Origin of the sequence: Sphingobacterium sp. LRF_L2, assembly GCF_965644235.1 — a bacterium.
GTDB lineage: Bacteria > Bacteroidota > Bacteroidia > Sphingobacteriales > Sphingobacteriaceae > Sphingobacterium.
The window spans coordinates 532769-550487 of the sequence record NZ_CBFFRI010000001.1 but is presented as its reverse complement, the minus strand read 5'-3'; the positions used below and the strand labels follow the sequence as shown (position 1 = coordinate 550487).

Sequence of the window (17719 nt, the reverse complement as noted above, 5' to 3'; positions counted from 1 at the left end):
AAACAAGTGGGGTAATTTTTAAACCTCATGTATATATCTAATAAATCAGCATATGAATCCAACGTTTGTCACATACAAAGATTTTAAAGCGGTAGACTTTTTTCAAGATCCGGCGTTCGCTACTGCGGTACTTTCGCCGCAGGTGGAAGATGATCGCTTTTGGGAAGATTTGGCAGGAGTCTATCCGTATTTGCGTGTCGAGATGGATGCGGCACGTAGCTGGATCTTGCTGGTTCGTCAGCAACCTGTATACCAAGGTAAAACATCTTCTGCTATGCGTTGGGAGCGCATACAGGATCGTTTGCCCGTTTATGCGCGTCAACAAAATCGTGCTGTTCGTATCAAACGTCTGACAACTTGGTCCGCGCGTATTGCTGCACTGTTTTTGGCTGTGCTGTTTATCTACGAGGTAAGTCAGTTTGGTACCAAGTCTGCCAATACCAACTTTGGCGAACGTCGGGAGGTGTTGTTGCCTGATGAGTCTAAAATTAACTTGAATAGCAATTCTTCACTTTCCTATGTGCGCGACTGGAAATCAGACAAGCCAAGAGAGGTTTGGATGAATGGGGAGGCGATGTTTGAAGTTAAGCATACGGCTATTCTGAATCGATTAAGGGAAAGTGATCATTTCATTGTCCATGTCGGCGACTTGGCATTAACAGTTTTGGGAACAAAGTTCAATGTGAAAGAACGTAGAGGACGGATTGAAGTTTCTCTTTTTGAAGGCAGTGTGCGGATCACAACAGCGGATGGATTGGATAAGGTGATGACACCGGGCGAAGTATTTATTTATGATCAAGAAGAAAAGACTGATCAACTGGTGAAACAGCACCTGTCAAAGGCTGGATCGTGGATGCGTGGTGAACTTGAAATGGAACACGCTAGTCTTTCCAATCTTATTGAGGTGCTTGAAGATAATTATGGTTACCAGGTTGTCTTGGAAGATTCCAGCCTATTAGAGAAGCATTTGACAGGGGTGATCCCTTTGAAAAGTATTGATGATATCCTGTTTGTTGTCAAGCATACGATGAACGTCAACATCCAAAAAAATAATAAACAAATTACAATCAACTCAAACTAGAACAAAAACTACTAATTAACATTTATGAAGCCAAAATTACTCGTGCTTTTTGTCTGCCTACTCGTTTCTGTAGGTGGATATGCCCAAAAGAGGGTGAGCCTTGCGCAGGCCTTAGGTGAAGTAACTCGCCTTTATGGAACCAAATTCTCTTACGAAGATGGATTGCTACGTAACGCCCAGGTGAATGCGGATCAGGTTCCCAAAAACAAAAATACGCCTGTAGAATCGGTCTTGAAGGAGCTTCTGTATCCGAATAGCTTTCTGTTTTTATATGTGCAGAATAATTACTACACCATTATCCGTGATAGCCGTGGGAGCAAGGATAATGAAGGAGACGAACGTTTCTGGAAGGTTATTTCAGGTTATGTCAAAGATAGCGAAGGAAAGCCATTGGTTGGGGTCACTGTATTACCTGTGGGGTATGCAACGCGTTCGGGTGTTACCACCAGTAGTGATGGACACTATACCTTACGCCTAGCTGAACCGGCCGAAGCTTTGGTTTTTTCTTATGTCGGCATGGAACCACAACGCCAACCTATAGGTAATAGTAACCAGATTAATGTATCCATGGGATCATTAGTGAATCAATTGGAAGAGGTAGAGATTGTATCGACAGGTTATCAAAAAATTTCAAAAGAGAGAGCTACTGGTGCTTTTGGGACAATATCTGAAAAACAACTTAAAGAAACTCCTACGATTAATATTATGGAGCGTATTGAAGGAGTTGTACCAGGGGTTCAAGTGGATGTGCGAAATAACACTATTCGGGTTAGAGGGATTAGTTCTTTTGGTAATTCAACTGACAAAGAACCGCTGATTGTTATTGATGGATTTCCAATGACAGACAATGTCGATAGTAAAACGAGATTAACGACACGTGGGGTAGGTTCAGCAGCTAACAATGCTGTATTGAGTACTATTAATCCTGAGGATATACAAAATATCACAGTATTAAAGGATGCTGCTGCTGCATCTATTTGGGGAGCTCAGGCTGCGAATGGCGTTATCGTCATTGAAACTAAACGCGGAAGAAATAGCGTGCCGACTATTAATTTTAGTACTAATCTTAGTATTTCTGCTCCAGCGGATCTCAAAGATTTAAACCGTATGTCTTCTGCGGAGTATATTGAATTGGAAAAAGAGTTAAAGGAGAGAGGGTACTATACTGATAATTATGTAAAGGATTCTTGGATGAATTTTAACCAAAAGGCGCCTTTTAGTGAGGCTGTTGAGTGGATGTTCAAGGTTGATAGAGGTACAGCAACAGAAGCTGAGCGTGATGCTGCTCTCGATAAGTTGGCAAGTATCGATAATACGGATCAAATCCGTGATTATCTATTGCAGAATGCAACCTCACAGCAGTATAATCTATCGATTTCTGGAGGAACAAACAAAAACAGTTATTATGTATCAGGTAACTATAGTAAGGATGTTCCCGTATACAGAGGGGCTAAAGGAGAAAGTTTTTCTATGACTAGTAATTTAACCAATCAGTTTTTCAATGATCGTGTTAAGTTGACTACTGGAATGAATTACAACTATGGTAAAAGCTTAAGTAATCAAGCCGCCGCAAATGCGATAGGAGGAACAACGCTCGGCCTCCGGCCTTATGAATTGTTAAAAGATGAGACTGGTAATGTTATTTCACGTAATATACGTTATCGTGACGAGGTGGCCCAAAGTTTTGTCGATCAAGGTTATTTAGACTGGTCTTATAGTCCGATAAATGAAATTGATGCGACTAATTACGTGGCACAATCGCATCGTCTTCGCTTCCATACAGATATCAATACAAAGATAAATTCGTGGATTAACTTAAGTCTGTCAGGACAGCTTTACCGAAATATAGAAGATTCGGAAAACGTCGATAAACTTAGTAGCTACTCTATGCGGAATATGATTAACTACGGAACGACAGTAAGTAGTACAGGAAAATTAATTTATGGCGTGCCTTTAGGAGGATCGTTGCAAAGTCAGTTTAATTCCGGTTGGCAATATGTATTACGTTCTCAACTGAATCTAGATAAAAACTTTGGTCAGAGCAAAGAACATAACTTTACGGCAATTGTAGGCACTGAAATGAAGCAAAATACCTATCGAATTATTGGACAGCGCTTTTATGGGTTTAATGAAGATACTTATGGGTTTGCGACTGTTAATCCAACGGTGTCATACACAACGGTTGATACCTATTCCAGTACAATCGGGGGGAGTAACAGTTCACAGAAAGGTATAAACCGTGCACTTTCTTACTATGCAAATGGAGCAGGGGCGTTCTTTGGTAATAAATACGTGCTTTCTGCTAGTGTGCGTTTCGATGACGCTACTTTACTTGGTGCGACTCGTTCGCAAAGGGCTCAGCCATTATGGTCTATTGGTGGTAAATGGGATGTAAAGCAAGAGAGTTTCTTAAACGATTTATCTTGGGTAAATGGTTTGGCAATTCGATTAACACACGGAGTTAATGGGACTATTCCATCTAATCCTGGTGCATTTACCGTGATTACAACTAGTATGGACAATGTTACAAATGAAACTACAGCGTCTATCAGTACTCCTGGGAATAATGCCGTAGGTTGGGAAAAAGTGCGTTCAACTAACTTAGGCGTGGATTTTTCTACTTGGAATAGTAGACTTTCATTCAGCGCAGATTATTACACAAAGCGTACCACGGATATACTATATAGCCTACCTTTCAATCCAACATATGGTTGGACACAATTGACAGTAAATGGAGCAAGTATGGATGCGCATGGAATAGATTTGGGAATAAATGGCAATTGGTGGCGTACAGAGAATTTCAATTGGAGTACAACAGTTAACTTCTCCTATAATACAAATGAGGTAACAGATTCAAGGTTTGAAGCTAGCACATATCTTAGTTCTTGGTTAGGAGGAGGGACGCCGACTGTAGGTAAACCTGTAGGTTATTTGTATGCCTATCGTTGGGCAGGATTGGATGAAAATGGGCAGTCTCAGATTTACAATAAAGATGGAGAAATTATAACGTCTGCACAATACAATAATACTATTACAACTGATGATTTAGTATACATGGGGCGTACAACTGCACCATATTTTGGTGGTTTGTTTAATAATTTTGCTTACAAAAATTTTACGTTAGGTGTCCGTTTATCCTATGAGATGGGGCATGTTTTACGTCGTATTTCAATAGAAAATTATCCTACATGGAATACAACGTCTCTATCTGGACTAATCGGAACACAGAAAGATCTCACTTTACGTTGGAGAGAGTCGGGTGACGAAATGAAGACAAATGTCCCTGGGCTTGTAAGTGACGGTAATATGTCCAATAGTATTGATCGTTATAAAAATGCGGACTTATTGGTTATTAGTGGAAGTCATGTTCGTCTTCAACAGATTAATTTTGGATACACTTTTCCTGCTAACTTTTTGAAACGAACACCGTTCAAATCTTTGTCTGCAAATGCTAGCGTACGTAATTTAGGAATTCTTTGGCGAAAAAATAAAGACGGTATAGATCCGCAATATCTTTCTACGTCAAACTACGGTAACATGTCGCCTGTTAAGCAATTCTTTTTTAGTATTAACACATCATTTTAACCAGCAAGATCCTTTATAATGAAAAAAAATAGTATAAAAATGAAAAAAATGCTCGTTGGTACAATGTGCTTTTTGATACTGACTAGCGTAATTTCTTGTCGCAAATATGTTGAAGTAGATACTTATGGTTCCCGTACTTTGAAGTATACTGTTGATTATCAGTATTTAATGAATAATAGCTCGAATTTTTCCAATTCCTATATATTGCCTTTGGTAACTAGTGACAATTTTGGAACTTCTGTTGAATCTATACCAACGACTTGGAGCTCTGAATTTCAAAATGCCTATATTTGGGCCGAACAGTTTTATTCTGCTACGCAATCTGATGGTGGCTGGACCAACTTATATAAGCATATTTATATTGCAAATGAGGTACTCGCTGGAGTAATGGATAGTGAAAACGGATCGATTGATGATAAACAGAGTATCGCTGCAGAAGCCAAAGTACATCGTGCATTTGCTTATTTATCCTTAGTGAATCAATATGCGCCCATCTATACGCCGGGACAAGCTAGCACGCAACAAGGATTACCATTGCTGACAACTACTGATTTATTCCAGAATTTGTCGAGAGCAAGCCTGCAGCATGTGTATGATCAGATTATATCGGATTTAACCAGTGCGCTAGATTATTTGCCAAATCATCCTACGTGGAATTATCATCCTTCTAAGCTCGCTGCTTACGCACTTTTGTCTAGGGTGTATCTAATTACACGAGACTTTGAAAAATCCGGTCAGTATGCAGACCTGGCTCTCGAGTTGACTCCAGGATTAAATGATTTACAATCTTACAAAGGTAAAACTTCAACTTTTCCAGTATTAACTCAGGATCCTGAAGTATTATTGTCAAAAACGGCTTCAGGCACATTTAACGCACCTGTTAATCCAGAACTCGTTGCTTTATATAATGCTAATGATTTACGTTTGCAGATGTGGTTGGGTTATAGTACTAATTTGCAGGGGTATCAATACGTGAGACCTAATTTTACTTACCAAGGTATTTACATTGGCGTGCGAACTCCTGAAATTATACTAAATCGAGCTGAAGTTTATGCACGTACAGGTAATGTAGAGAAAACTGTTGAGCTGCTAAATAAATTGCGTATTGCGCGTTTTGAAACCGCAAATTATGTCGCGCTGACAACTGCAGATATAGCTTCTGATCCCCTTCAATATGTGATCGATGAAAGAAGACGTGAGTTTGTTGGGACCGATATTCGTTGGTATGATATGCGTAGGTTGACATTGGATGCAGGTTATTACAAAACTGTTACTCGTATTTATAAAGGAGCTACCTACACATTGGAAGCGAATAGTCCTCGTTTTGTATATCCTATTCACGAAAACATATTGGAATTAAATCCTGAAATAGGGCAAAATCCAAGATAGTCAATTTTTACACCAACACTTTCATGGAGATCGCCGTATGCCGGAAGTCTCCATGAAAGTTTGATCAAAAGAGAAACAGAGCAGAATGCTCACGAAGTTATTATAAATAGATTCCATGAAAAAGCAGATGATTCTTTTGCTGTTGTTATGTGTTCAGGCTGTATTACATGCGCAGCCACGGTATGACAGCAGTGTGTTTAAGCCGAAACAAACCTCGAATGGAGATGTTGTGCAGTTGCAGTACAATGCAAAGGGCAAAGATTTAGAGTTTAGCGACGAGGTACAGGCCGCATTATTTATTTTCGATAATTTTAACTGGAAAAGAGAAAGTTTAGCGTTAAAGAAAAATGATGAAGGTTTATGGACAGCCGCTGTTCCGGTGACGCCGAACACAGCTTTGGTTGGCGTGAAGTTCTTTCAGGGGGATATAAACCGACCTGATGCCTTTGATAATAACGGGGATAAAGGTTATGCCGTGACACGAACAGATGTAAAAGGAAATGCTATTTCTGGAGCTTATTTGGCCGAAGCTGCTTTTCAACAACCTATCATTGCAGGCGGTGGTATGTTTGGTTATTACACTGGCGAACCAGTTGCTTTGGATACAAGTTATCTAAAAACATTAGCGAGCAAAGAACAGGCGTTATCTGGTAAACAGTACCTCAAATATTTCGAGTCTTTTATGAAATTGCAGCAACTTGCATTAGGAGATGCATTTCCTGCCTTCGCGAACAAATTTATTAGTGATGCTCTTGCAGAAAAAACAATAAGTGACGAAACCTTAGGTGTATTTTATACCTATGCTAACAGCCGTTTAAAAGATGAGAACCTTACAAAACTGGTTGAAGCTCGCATATTGAAAGATTTTCCACAAGGAGCCACTGCGCGCTTTATGGCATTCAATAATACAAAAGGATCCAATCCCGATAAAAACGTCGTTATAGCATCTTACGAAGATTTTTTGCGACAGTTTCCGGTTAATGAATGGCGTAAAAATCCGAACAGACAAGGCTTCGTATATTATACGGTATACCGTGGCTTAGGATCAGCCTATTTCGACAGTAAGCAATTCGATAAATTCATTAAGTTATATGATGATGTCGATTTCCGAACAGGAAACGAATTGATGCGTTGGAATATTATGCGCGCTTATATGTTTAAGATGGTGGGACAGGATACCTTGTATACGATCTCGGAAGCTATTTTGCCTAAGTTATTAGCACGTAAAGACGATAATTCCTATGGCGAAGATTTTGATAGAAAATCGCAGGCCGACTCGAACATGATGCAACAAGTAGACGATCGTCTATTTACCCATATTTCGTTGTTGAACGATCTGAAGAAGTATCAAGAGGCTAGAACCTATTTTTTACAATTATCGGAGCACGGAAAATATAGCAATGCGGAATTAAACGAAATCAATTTACAAGTATTGGAGGGGCTTAAAGATGAGAAGCAGATTCTTCCTTTGCTGGAAATGAGTGCCCGTCAGAATGCGATGACGCCTCGTATGTTTGATAAATTGAAGGCTATTTATTTAGAGCAGCACGATGGCAACGAAAGCGAATACCAAGTGTATTTGGCAAGTTTAAAATCGGACGAAGAAAAAGCTGCCATGAAAGCCTATGTCGATCACAATTGGGTAAATCATCCGATGCCTAGTTTCCGTTTGGAAGATGCTGACGGTCTTTTTGTAACACCGGAAGATTGGAAAGGGAAGATCGTCGTTGTGGATTTCTGGGCAACTTGGTGTCGCCCTTGTATTATGGCGTTTCCAGGTATGCAGCTCTTGGTCGATAAATATGCAAACGATAAAGAGGTGGCGGTCTATATGGTAGGGACGATGCAAACGGGTGATTATAAGAGTAAATCGGTAAACTATGTACGTGGTGAAGGTTTCCGCTTCAACCTCTTGCACGACTCGGTAAATCCTAAAACCAACGAACAGGATTTGGTTTTTAAACAGCTCGTGCCTTTGTTTGGAGATTCTTCTATTCCTCGCAAAATAGTTGTTAAGGACGGAAAAGTACGTTACTGTTCCGGTGGTTACTCTGGTAGCCCAAGTAAATTAATGGACGAGCTTTCGTTGGCTATAGAAACGTTAAGAAACGAAAAATAAAAAAGAAGATATACGATATGAAGAGGAAAGGTGCAGGCTTGTTGGTAAGTATGGTAGCATTAAGTTTATCATTGCAAGCACAGATGAATCCAAAATATAAGTTTGAAGAGGCGTTAAAGCTGATTCAGGAGAATTATGTGGATCAAGTAAATGAAGAGCATCTGGTTGATGCAGCGATAAAAGCGATGATTGCAGACTTGGACCCTCATTCACGCTATACCAGTCGGGAAGAAGCGGAAGCAATGCGGGAAGCAATGAGTGGCAGTTTTGCGGGAATTGGTATACAGTTTTTAAAGAACAACGACAGTACATTTGTTACGATTGTCAATCCTGATGGCCCTGCTATGCGTGCGGGTATCCGTGTCGGTGACCAAATTGTGCGTATAGATGGAGAATCTATTTCCGGAGAAAGTTGGGGCAATAAAGAAGTTATGCTGAAGCTCCGTGGGGAAAAGGATGTACCTGTTTTATTGGGCATTAAATCTCCGGGTACAAATGCCGTGAAAGATATCAGTATTGTACGGGAAAATATTTTGGAGAAATCTGTTCGCGAAAGCTATATGGTGGATCATGAAATAGGCTATATTGCTCTTTCCATTTTTAACAGAACAACGCGAGCAGAGATCGATAATGCGATCAAGAAACTGAAAGAATTGGGGATGAAAAAGCTGATTCTGGATTTGCAGAGTAATGGTGGTGGTTATGTAGAGTCTGCGATAGGTGTTGCAGATGAATTCTTGCCGAAAGAGCGTGTGGTTTTCTATTCGGTTCCAAACGAGGGAGGAAAGGACTACTATTTTACAGGCGGTTTCGGTCAGTTTTATGAAGGCGAATTGGTTGTTTTGATTGATGAGTCTACAGCTTCATCCAGCGAGATTGTGACTGGGGCATTGCAAGATTGGGATAGGGCTGTCATTGTGGGACGACGTAGTTTTGGAAAAGGCTTGATGCAAAAACCAGTCCCTCTTTCTGATGGATCAGAAATGCAACTTACAGGCGCAAGATATTATACCCCTTCGGGACGTTCGATCCAAAAACCTTACAGTAAGGGCCGTGAAGATTACTTTGAAGACTTCAACCGCAGAATGGAATCAAAGGAACTATTAGAAGAGGGACATGTACAGTTTCCTGATTCGTTAAAATACAATACCCTGAGTACAAAACGTGTGGTGTACGGTGGTGGCGGTATTATGCCTGATCGTTTCGTTCCTATTGATACCAATGAATACAGTGCTTGGATGTCGGAGTTAATGAACCATGGCATTGTTTCGAAAGGTGGGTTTGAATTTGTGCAGCAAAATAGGGCCGCTTTACTAAAAGCGTATGCTGATTTTGATACGTTTAACAGTCGGTTTAAGGTGCCTGTAGAAGTTCATAAACAATTGGTGGCGTATGCGAGAAATTTATCGGTCCAAGTGCCGACCGAAGAACATACCAGCGCGCATACTGCGATTGATGTAGAACTAAAAGCACAGATTGCTTCCTTACTTTATACGGGAGCTGATTATAGAGCTCGCATACGTAATGAGGCCAATGCAAGTTTTGCAGAAGCATTAAGCGTGTTGCGAGATGAAAAACGCTATAAGAAATTATTGCACAGCACAACAGTAGGAGAGAAAACAAAATAAAAATAATCCCGTGTATACAGTAGATCGTTACGACAGTGGTTTACACGAACATAAACGAATGAAGATGAAGAATATGAAATGGGCTTTGATGCTCGCCTTTGCGATGCCAGTTTTTGGATTTGCACAACAGAATTATACCCTGCAGGGGCAGGTTGGTAAATTGAATAAGCCAGCGAAAGCATTTTTACGGTTAAAATATGACGGCGTAGAGCATATTGATTCGGTAGAGATGAAAAATGGAAAATTTGAATTTAAAGGTACAATACCATCACCGATGGAGGCACATTTACGTATTATACATGATAATGTACCGTTTGACCCTGCAAAGCCTGTAAAACAAGATATATTGCCTTTTCTGATTGAAGGTACTACCATTAAGTTTGTGGCGAAAGACTCAATCCAACATGCAAAAATTTCAGGCTCTCCGCTTAATGCTGAGAATGAAAAGGTAAATAACATGTTGAAACCGATCTATGCACAATATGATGCTTTAAATGAGGAGTTTAAATCGAAATCACTTGCTGATCAGCAGGATCCTAAATATATTCAAACGTTAGAAGATCGTGCAGCAGCTATTCAGCAACAGACTATCGATGCAAAGATGGATTATGTGGCGAAAAATCCAAAAAGCTATATGGCTTTGATGGCTTTTAATTCTACATTACCTCCAGAGGATTTTGACGCTGTCGAAGCGGAAAAAGTTTTTGCAACGCTAGACCCGAGTTTGCAAACTTCTATTTTAGGAAAAGAGGTAGCGATTCGGATTGCGACAGTGAAAAAGACGCAGGAAGGCGTAGAGGCTCCAGGCTTTACGCAGCCTGATGTGGATGGTAATCCGGTTAACTTATCCGACTATCGTGGTAAGTATGTGTTGATCGACTTTTGGGCGTCTTGGTGTGCTCCTTGTCGTCGCGAAAACCCAAATTTGGTTAAATCTTATGCAAAATACCAAAAAAATGGTTTTGAAATTTTAGGCGTATCGATGGATAAAGCTGCGGATAAAGCAAAATGGTTAAAAGCTATTCAAGACGATGGTCTTACTTGGAAACAAGTAAGCGATTTGAAAGGCTGGGATAATGCCGCCGGCGTATTATATGAAATTAAAGCTATTCCAATGAACTTTTTGGTTGATCCGAATGGTAAAATCATCGCAAAATATTTGCGTGGTGAAGAATTGGATAACAAACTTGCTGAAATATTCGGCGAATAAGATTTCCTAAATTTAGGTATATTGTTTAGTTAGTTGAAGCCGTGCAGATATGCACGGCTTTTTTTATTAGGGCTCTATGTTCAGAAGAGATGATCTTTCAGTGAATAGATTTGATATTTTTAGATTAGGCTAATTAATTTTGCTTAGCCAGTTCAACCATTGCATTGATCTCATGAAGTAGCAATTCCTCATTACCCATATTCCCTACACTACGAAAGCGAATATTACCTTTCTTATCAATGATGATTTTCGTAGGGATTCCCTTTAGACCAAAACCAATGGCTGCCAGATTCTTTTTTGTTCCTGAATCTCTTAAGTCCATCAGCAGATTAAAGTTATAATTATTTGCTTTAAGGTAATTTTCGGCATCTTTGGTAGGCTGGTTACTTTGTTCGAGCGTGTGGATAAACAAAAATTCCACATCTGTATCATTTTTAAACATATTTACGGCTTGCTGCATAGCTGGGAAAGAAGCCTTGCAGGGACCACACCAAGTTGCCCAAAAATCAAGTACAATGACTTTTCCTTTATAATCTTCGAGGGTTACCGTTTTGCCGTCAACAGTTTTTAGGGCAAAGTTGAACGCTGGTTCATTCAGCATTTCTTTCGCAACTTTGCTTTTTACATGATCCGCAAAACTTTGTCGTAATCCATTGTAGTGTTTTGAATAACCTGTTGTGTCTCCGTTAACAGCTATGTAAGCATCTCGAAATCTTTCCTTAACAAAAGGTGTAGCGCTGCCTGTACGTAAAGATGCTTCCATTAGAGGAAAGGCCTCTTTGTAACGTTCTGTCCCAACGAGTAATCCTAAATATGTCTTCTTTACGCTTGGGTCATTTTGGTTATTTTTACCATAACCTTTCATAAACCACGCATAGCCCTCCTCATATTTTTTATTTTCCAATAAGGTTTTAGCTGCCGTCATAGCAAAATCCGGATAGTCATTAGATTTTGTTCGACCTTGTTTTTCAAGTTCTGCTATTGCCTCAAGAATAAGTGGTTCCGCATATGCCGATTTTCCCCTGTTATTCAATTCGTAGGCCCCGTATGAAAAAGCCTTCGCCCGATAAATAGAGTCTGTAATTTTACTAATCCAAGGTTTCATTTTGCTTGGATCACTTCCCATATAAGACATAGCTACATAATATTTAACATATTCAAAAAAACGATGGCCCTTAAGCTTTGGGTTGCTGCTAAATAATTTTACATAATCCGCATATCTTTTTTCATTTGTAGGTCCATCGGTTTCGTTAAAAATTTCCGTCATACCATTCTGAAACGCAACGAATCCTGTAGGAAATTTTTTTAACATTTGTTGTTCCAGCGCATCCGCATTTTTACCTTCTTTTTCGAAATTGTAGAAGGCTAAGGCAAGCATTTCATCTTCCTCTTTTGGGGATTTTTTTAGTTTATTTAGACGTTTATTCAAGGCATTCGAGTCGACTAAAGTCAGAAGTTCGTATAAGCCCTTGTTTTCCTGCATTGTGATGTAAATTTCATACGTGGTGAAATCTTCTTGTTTATTGGTCGCTGTCAGAGAATCGAGAAGGAAGTTTAGTCGCGCATCGTCTTTTTCATTCATAAGTAGGTTGAGTGTTGCATTTGGCTTCAATCGCTGACCCTGACTAATCTGAAATGTAGATATCGCGAGTATAATTAGAATTAATGTTTTTTTCATTTTAATAAGTTAAATATTTTGTCACTGTATTCTGTATTAGCCTCTTCCAGAGCAAATAGCCAATGGAAGAGGTCTTTAATTTTTTTTTATTTTGAAACATTTTGTGTTATAGTGCCGTTGCCTGGATTTTGCGTTGCCGAAAGAGGAAAAGGCATCGTATACAAATGTGAAGACGGCAAAAGCGTATAATTATTTCCGTTTTCTGTTTTTGTGTACGTAGTAGCGTAATTGGTGTCTTTATTTAGTCTTCTTCGGTCGGCAAAAGGTATAGGTCCTAATATCAATTCGTTTGCTTTGGTCTTTATAATCAACTTTACAGCTTCTACAATAGTACTTGCTGTGGAAGGCGTATAATTCTCTGCAAAAATACGAGTTATCCGTACCTTGTCCAAGGTTACTAAAGCTTCTGTGATTTGGTTCAATCGTGCCAGGCATTCAGCTTTGATCAAATAGACTTCCGTTGTGGTAAGCCCTGCGTGATTGTAAAGTCCCGACCCGATACTATAATAGTACGTTTCACCACTAGCAGTTCTGAGTTTATAACGCGAAGCAAATTTTGCGTCGCCAGTTTCGAAACGAGATGCTCTGTCTAGACGTATGGAAGATTCACGTCCAGAATAAGTTGAAGATCCAAATCTCATGTTGTAATTCTCTATATAGGAATACCCCATCGGAGATACTCCTTGAGTATAAGTTCCAGAAGCTTCGATACGTGTTTTATTGGCGGTGTAGTACGCACGCCAGTCATAGAGCTGGTCATTATACGTTAGTGCTTTGTTGGCTGCATCAAGTGCCTCTTCATATTTGGACATCTGTAGGTAAAGCCGTGCTTTAAACGCGTATGCCGTTCCTAGGTTAGGGTGTAGAGGTGTGCTGCTTGTCTCATTTAATAGAGGAATAGCCTCATCAACATCCTTAAGCATCAGTTCATAAAGTTCGGCGATAGTCACTTGTGTAAAAGATGCATTTACGTCAGGACTGGAGATATAAGGAACCGAAAGTTTTGTTGACGCATTACTTGTTTCGTAAGTATCTGCATAATAGTTTGCTAAAACGAAATAACTCATAGCTCGTAATACCTTAGCTTGAGCAATAAGCTCAGCCTTAGCAATTTCCGTTGCTTCTGTCGCTTCGGGAACATATTTAATAATTAAGTTCCAATTGGAAATAGCGGCATAGTTCTCCGTATAGGTTTGGTCTGAACCATTATTTAACGCAATACGGTCTGCATCTTCGTTCCAAAAATAATTTGCATTGTTTAATGGCGTCACGTTTAATGTTGTCGCTGCTTCAAATCTGTCGTTTAGAAGTAGTACAGCTTGATGTATCACTGTCTTATGTTTACTTTCATCTTTCACAAAAGCATCGTAGTCTGCAAATGTAGTTGGGATCTTTGAGCCTTTTGGCTTAACATCAAGAAATTTCTTGCAAGACCCAGCGAGTATTATAATAAAGAGAGCGAAAATTTTTATCGTTATAATATTTGTCGTTTTCATTTTGTGTCTTTTAATGTTCATTACAAGTGTAGATACAGTCCCAAAACATAATTAGGCGTATTGTAACCATCTAAAAGGTATTTTGCAGTCTTGCTCTTTGCTAGAATAAAGGCATTTTCCACATTAAATTGGAGTCTCGCATTCCCTATTCCAATTTTTTTAGTCCATCTATCAGCGATAGCGTAAGCCAATGAAATATTCCGTAATCGAATATTTGAAGCATCGAGTATATTGATATCGGCATATCTGTAGACATCATAACTTGCTTGCACAAAATCAGCATCTTCGGCAAACATCGCTCTCGGTACATTTGTCTTACTTTCATCTCCAGCTTGTTTCCAACGGTTTGTTATATCACTGTTGATGTTGCCGAATAATGTGTAATAGCTACCAATGGAGCTGTTGTAGCTGTTGGATAGCATGGGGAGGAAGGTATTACGCATCACATGACCACCTTCATACGTTAGCAGGAATGCAAAGGTAAATGCTTTATAGGATAGCGTACTGCTTATTCCTCCGCTGTATTTTGGAACTGTAGTTCCTGCATATTCAAGTGCTTCACCTGTGGATGGTAATTCTGTCGTAACGGTTCCGTCAGCTTCGTAAACCTGTGGCAAGCCTGTTGCGCTAAGTCCTGCCCATTTGTACGCGTAAACTGCTTGATACGGATTTCCGACAACAGGATAAGCTGTTGAATAATCGCGTTGGAGTGATGCGTTTGTTGTTGTCAGGTCTACATAAGTCACTTTATTTTTGTTGAATGCATATTGTATACCGAGATTCCAGTTGAGAGAATTAGATTGAAGGATATCACCATTAAGAGCAATCTCTACCCCTGTATTTGTCATTTTGCCATTATTCATCTTAAAAGTACTGCTTCCATATCCCTCTGTGTCAACTCCGCGCGTACTGGCAAGTAGGTCAGATCCTTTTTTTTCGTAAAAGTCCACGGATCCCCCTAATCTGTTGTTTAGTATTTTGAAATCAATACCAGCATTCAGGGTCGCTGTTCGTTCCCACGTGAGTAGAGGATTAGGACGATTATTGATTATAGCGTAGAGCCCGCCTAGGTTTGTATTGTTCCAGTAGGCAGCCACTATAAACGGAGATGTGGTTGGGTCAACGTTTCCCGAAATACCGTAAGATCCTCTAACCTTTAATTTGTTGATCCAGCGTACGTCAAAAAATCTCTCTCTGTCGACATTCCAACCGGCACCTATTGACCACATAGGTTTATCCTGATATTCAGAAGATGTACTCCAGAGGTTGGAGCGATCAAGTCTCAAACTTGCAGTTAGCAAATATTTATCATCGTAACTGTAACCTGCATTACTGTATAATGAGACAAATCGACTCGTGACTTCTGCTCTTGCGCCTCTATTGAAGCTTGGGTAGCCCAAAATTCCATCATAAAAAGCACTCAACAAAGTTTCATCGACAGCAGATGATGACAATAATTGTGAGTCGTAGTTGTATTGATATTTTGAATCAAATTCTAATTTCGTGTGCCTGATTTCAGACCCTAAGATTGCGGTGATGTTATGCTTGTCACCAAAACGCTTGTCGATATTTAATTGTTGACGGAAATTGTATGCATTTGTAAACTGTGTCTGTGTTTGATTAATATTTCCGTATGGTAGATTATATGTTGCCGAACTTCCATCTACGCTGGCGAAACTATTGACTAAATTACGGACATAGTAAGTTGATTTATCGTACAACACTTCATTTCTATTACCTGTATATTCATATTGAAAACTAGGTGTGTAAGATAGCCAATTGGTAATGTCGGCTTTTAGTTTGATATACGATCTGCTGTTGATGTTTCGTTTCTGTGTCAGATTCATTGCCTGTTCTTCCAACGCCGTAATATCCATACTATACATGCCATTAGCGTCCAGCTGACTAATAATATCTGTGTTATAACGGCTTGATGCCGCATTCGTAATATAGTTACCGCTATCATCAATTAAACTGTCGTAAATTTGATATTGATAACCTGGAGAGAGTGTCGTATACGTTTGAGTTGCGCCTGAAACATAGTTTAGATAAGAACTAATTTCCAAGTTAAGCCATTTATTTAGTTGGGCATTATTTTTTACATTTAAGCCCAATTGGTCATCCGCCGTGTATTTGTCCTCATATTGATTTTTCCTATATGTAGCAGAGGTGTAAAATGAATTTCCCGCAGTTGCAGAACCAATATTGAGGTTATACTGCTGATAAAAAGGATTCACCTTACTATATTTCTTTACATCATCATAATATTTAAATCCTGCAGCAGATAAATTGCTTAATTTGGCAGAAAGATCGGTATTAGATAATGCCCCGGTAGCATTCTGCAAAATAGCTTTTATGCCTTGACTCTGATATACCACATTATCCAGTAGACTTTGTGCATAAGAAGAAGCTTCTGTCCCCTGTAAATTGGTATTGTTTGCTGCCCACTCTTTCTCAAGTTCTACCACATCGGCTGAAGTGGCAAGATTTCCGGTATAATATCTATATGGATTTGCCGTAAAAGTACTCGAAGCGGAAATCTGTGGTTTGCCTATTGTCCCTTTCTTTGTTATAATAACAATGACACCATTAGCTGCTCTTGCTCCATAAATTGAAGCTGCGGCAGCATCCTTTAAAACAGTTATAGACGCAATATCTTCCAGGTTTAGACCTGGTATTCCGCCATTGATTATACCATATTCGTCTGTTGTATTATTTTCTACAGGAAAACCGTCTACGACATATAATGGGCCACTTTGGGCATCTGTACTGAGCGAGCTGTTGCCACGTATAAGTCCATTATTATAACCAGGCACACGACCTTCCAATAATGAAGACAGGCTACTAAGGCGTTGTTGTTCAAATTGTTTTTCCCCCAGTGTGTGAAAGGAACCTGTTACCCTTTCTTTGGGTAGTGTTTGGTAGCCAGTAGATACCTCTATTTCATCTATTTCCGATATTTGTATTTCTAAGGTTATACTCAGATTTTCTGTTGCGGTAATCTCTTTTGTTTTATAGCCTACATAAGAAATAATAAGTATTGCTTTTTCTGGTACGCCAGTTAAAGCAAACTTTCCGTCCTTATTGGTTGCGGTTTCAATTTTTGATCCTTTGACCTGCACACGAGCGCCGTGTAGCAAGTTTCCTTGGGTATCTTTGATTGTCCCCCCGATATTTAAATCCGACGAAATGACTTGTATTTCCGCTATCGCGTTCGGCTTATTTCTTTTTGAGACAATCACAGATTTGTCTTCAATAGTATACTGCAATATTTGATCAGCGAAGATGAGGTCGAGAACTTTTTTTAATTCTAATTCCTTAACATTGATAGTAACTCTATGCGCATCTTTCAATGTGGTGGAATTAAAAATAAAGCCATAGCCAGACTGTGAACGAATTTCATTGAGAACATCCACTAACGCAGCATTCTTTTTGGAAAGCGTAATTTTCTGGGCAAAAGTTTTTGCGTTTACTGAGATCATACTGAAGAGTAATAAAAGTGTTGTCAACTTCATGATCAATAGGATTTTAGG

Annotated in this window: 9 protein-coding genes; 6 read left to right on the top strand and 3 right to left on the bottom strand. The window is 39.4% G+C overall.

Annotation, left to right across the window (positions count from 1 at the left end):
* The first annotated feature begins 52 nt into the window (after positions 1 to 52).
* The 6 genes from ACSZOX_RS02200 to ACSZOX_RS02175 all read left to right on the top strand — a co-directional run bounded on the left by ACSZOX_RS02200 (position 53) and on the right by ACSZOX_RS02175 (position 11012).
* The gene (locus ACSZOX_RS02200; RefSeq protein ID WP_437918111.1) at positions 53 to 1081 is read left to right on the top strand and encodes a FecR family protein; all 1029 of its coding nucleotides are present in this window, start codon (positions 53 to 55) and stop codon (positions 1079 to 1081) included.
* Between the two features lie 24 nt (positions 1082 to 1105).
* The gene (locus ACSZOX_RS02195) at positions 1106 to 4666 is read left to right on the top strand and encodes a SusC/RagA family TonB-linked outer membrane protein (RefSeq protein ID WP_437918110.1); all 3561 of its coding nucleotides are present in this window, start codon (positions 1106 to 1108) and stop codon (positions 4664 to 4666) included.
* A gap of 39 nt (positions 4667 to 4705) precedes the next feature.
* On the top strand, positions 4706 to 6055 hold the full coding sequence (locus ACSZOX_RS02190) for a RagB/SusD family nutrient uptake outer membrane protein (RefSeq protein WP_437918109.1): 1350 nt from the start codon (positions 4706 to 4708) through the stop codon (positions 6053 to 6055).
* 115 nt (positions 6056 to 6170) lie between these two features.
* Positions 6171 to 8174 (top strand): TlpA family protein disulfide reductase, encoded by a 2004-nt coding sequence (locus tag ACSZOX_RS02185; RefSeq protein ID WP_437918108.1) that lies wholly within the window; start codon positions 6171 to 6173, stop codon positions 8172 to 8174.
* A gap of 17 nt (positions 8175 to 8191) precedes the next feature.
* Complete coding sequence (locus ACSZOX_RS02180) at positions 8192 to 9802, top strand: S41 family peptidase (RefSeq protein ID WP_437918107.1); 1611 nt, start codon at positions 8192 to 8194, stop codon at positions 9800 to 9802.
* A gap of 10 nt (positions 9803 to 9812) precedes the next feature.
* The gene (locus ACSZOX_RS02175; protein WP_437918106.1) at positions 9813 to 11012 is read left to right on the top strand and encodes a redoxin domain-containing protein; all 1200 of its coding nucleotides are present in this window, start codon (positions 9813 to 9815) and stop codon (positions 11010 to 11012) included.
* Between the two features lie 133 nt (positions 11013 to 11145).
* On the opposite strand, the gene ACSZOX_RS02170 is transcribed toward ACSZOX_RS02175, so the two are convergent.
* The 3 genes from ACSZOX_RS02170 to ACSZOX_RS02160 all read right to left on the bottom strand — a co-directional run bounded on the left by ACSZOX_RS02170 (position 11146) and on the right by ACSZOX_RS02160 (position 17701).
* Complete coding sequence (locus tag ACSZOX_RS02170; protein ID WP_437918105.1) at positions 11146 to 12690, bottom strand: TlpA family protein disulfide reductase; 1545 nt, start codon at positions 12688 to 12690, stop codon at positions 11146 to 11148.
* Between the two features lie 86 nt (positions 12691 to 12776).
* Positions 12777 to 14186, bottom strand: a complete 1410-nt coding sequence (locus tag ACSZOX_RS02165; RefSeq protein WP_437918104.1) for a RagB/SusD family nutrient uptake outer membrane protein — start codon at positions 14184 to 14186, stop codon at positions 12777 to 12779.
* 20 nt (positions 14187 to 14206) lie between these two features.
* Positions 14207 to 17701 (bottom strand): SusC/RagA family TonB-linked outer membrane protein, encoded by a 3495-nt coding sequence (locus ACSZOX_RS02160; protein WP_437918103.1) that lies wholly within the window; start codon positions 17699 to 17701, stop codon positions 14207 to 14209.
* Positions 17702 to 17719 lie beyond the last annotated feature (18 nt).

Coding starts and splice junctions, on each gene's coding strand:
- ACSZOX_RS02200 (WP_437918111.1), top strand. CDS start 53: ATGAATCCAACGTTTGTCACATACAAAGATTTTAAAGCGGTAGACTTT.
- ACSZOX_RS02195 (WP_437918110.1), top strand. CDS start 1,106: ATGAAGCCAAAATTACTCGTGCTTTTTGTCTGCCTACTCGTTTCTGTA.
- ACSZOX_RS02190 (WP_437918109.1), top strand. CDS start 4,706: ATGAAAAAAATGCTCGTTGGTACAATGTGCTTTTTGATACTGACTAGC.
- ACSZOX_RS02185 (WP_437918108.1), top strand. CDS start 6,171: ATGAAAAAGCAGATGATTCTTTTGCTGTTGTTATGTGTTCAGGCTGTA.
- ACSZOX_RS02180 (WP_437918107.1), top strand. CDS start 8,192: ATGAAGAGGAAAGGTGCAGGCTTGTTGGTAAGTATGGTAGCATTAAGT.
- ACSZOX_RS02170 (WP_437918105.1), bottom strand. CDS start 12,690: ATGAAAAAAACATTAATTCTAATTATACTCGCGATATCTACATTTCAG.
- ACSZOX_RS02165 (WP_437918104.1), bottom strand. CDS start 14,186: ATGAAAACGACAAATATTATAACGATAAAAATTTTCGCTCTCTTTATT.
- ACSZOX_RS02160 (WP_437918103.1), bottom strand. CDS start 17,701: ATGAAGTTGACAACACTTTTATTACTCTTCAGTATGATCTCAGTAAAC.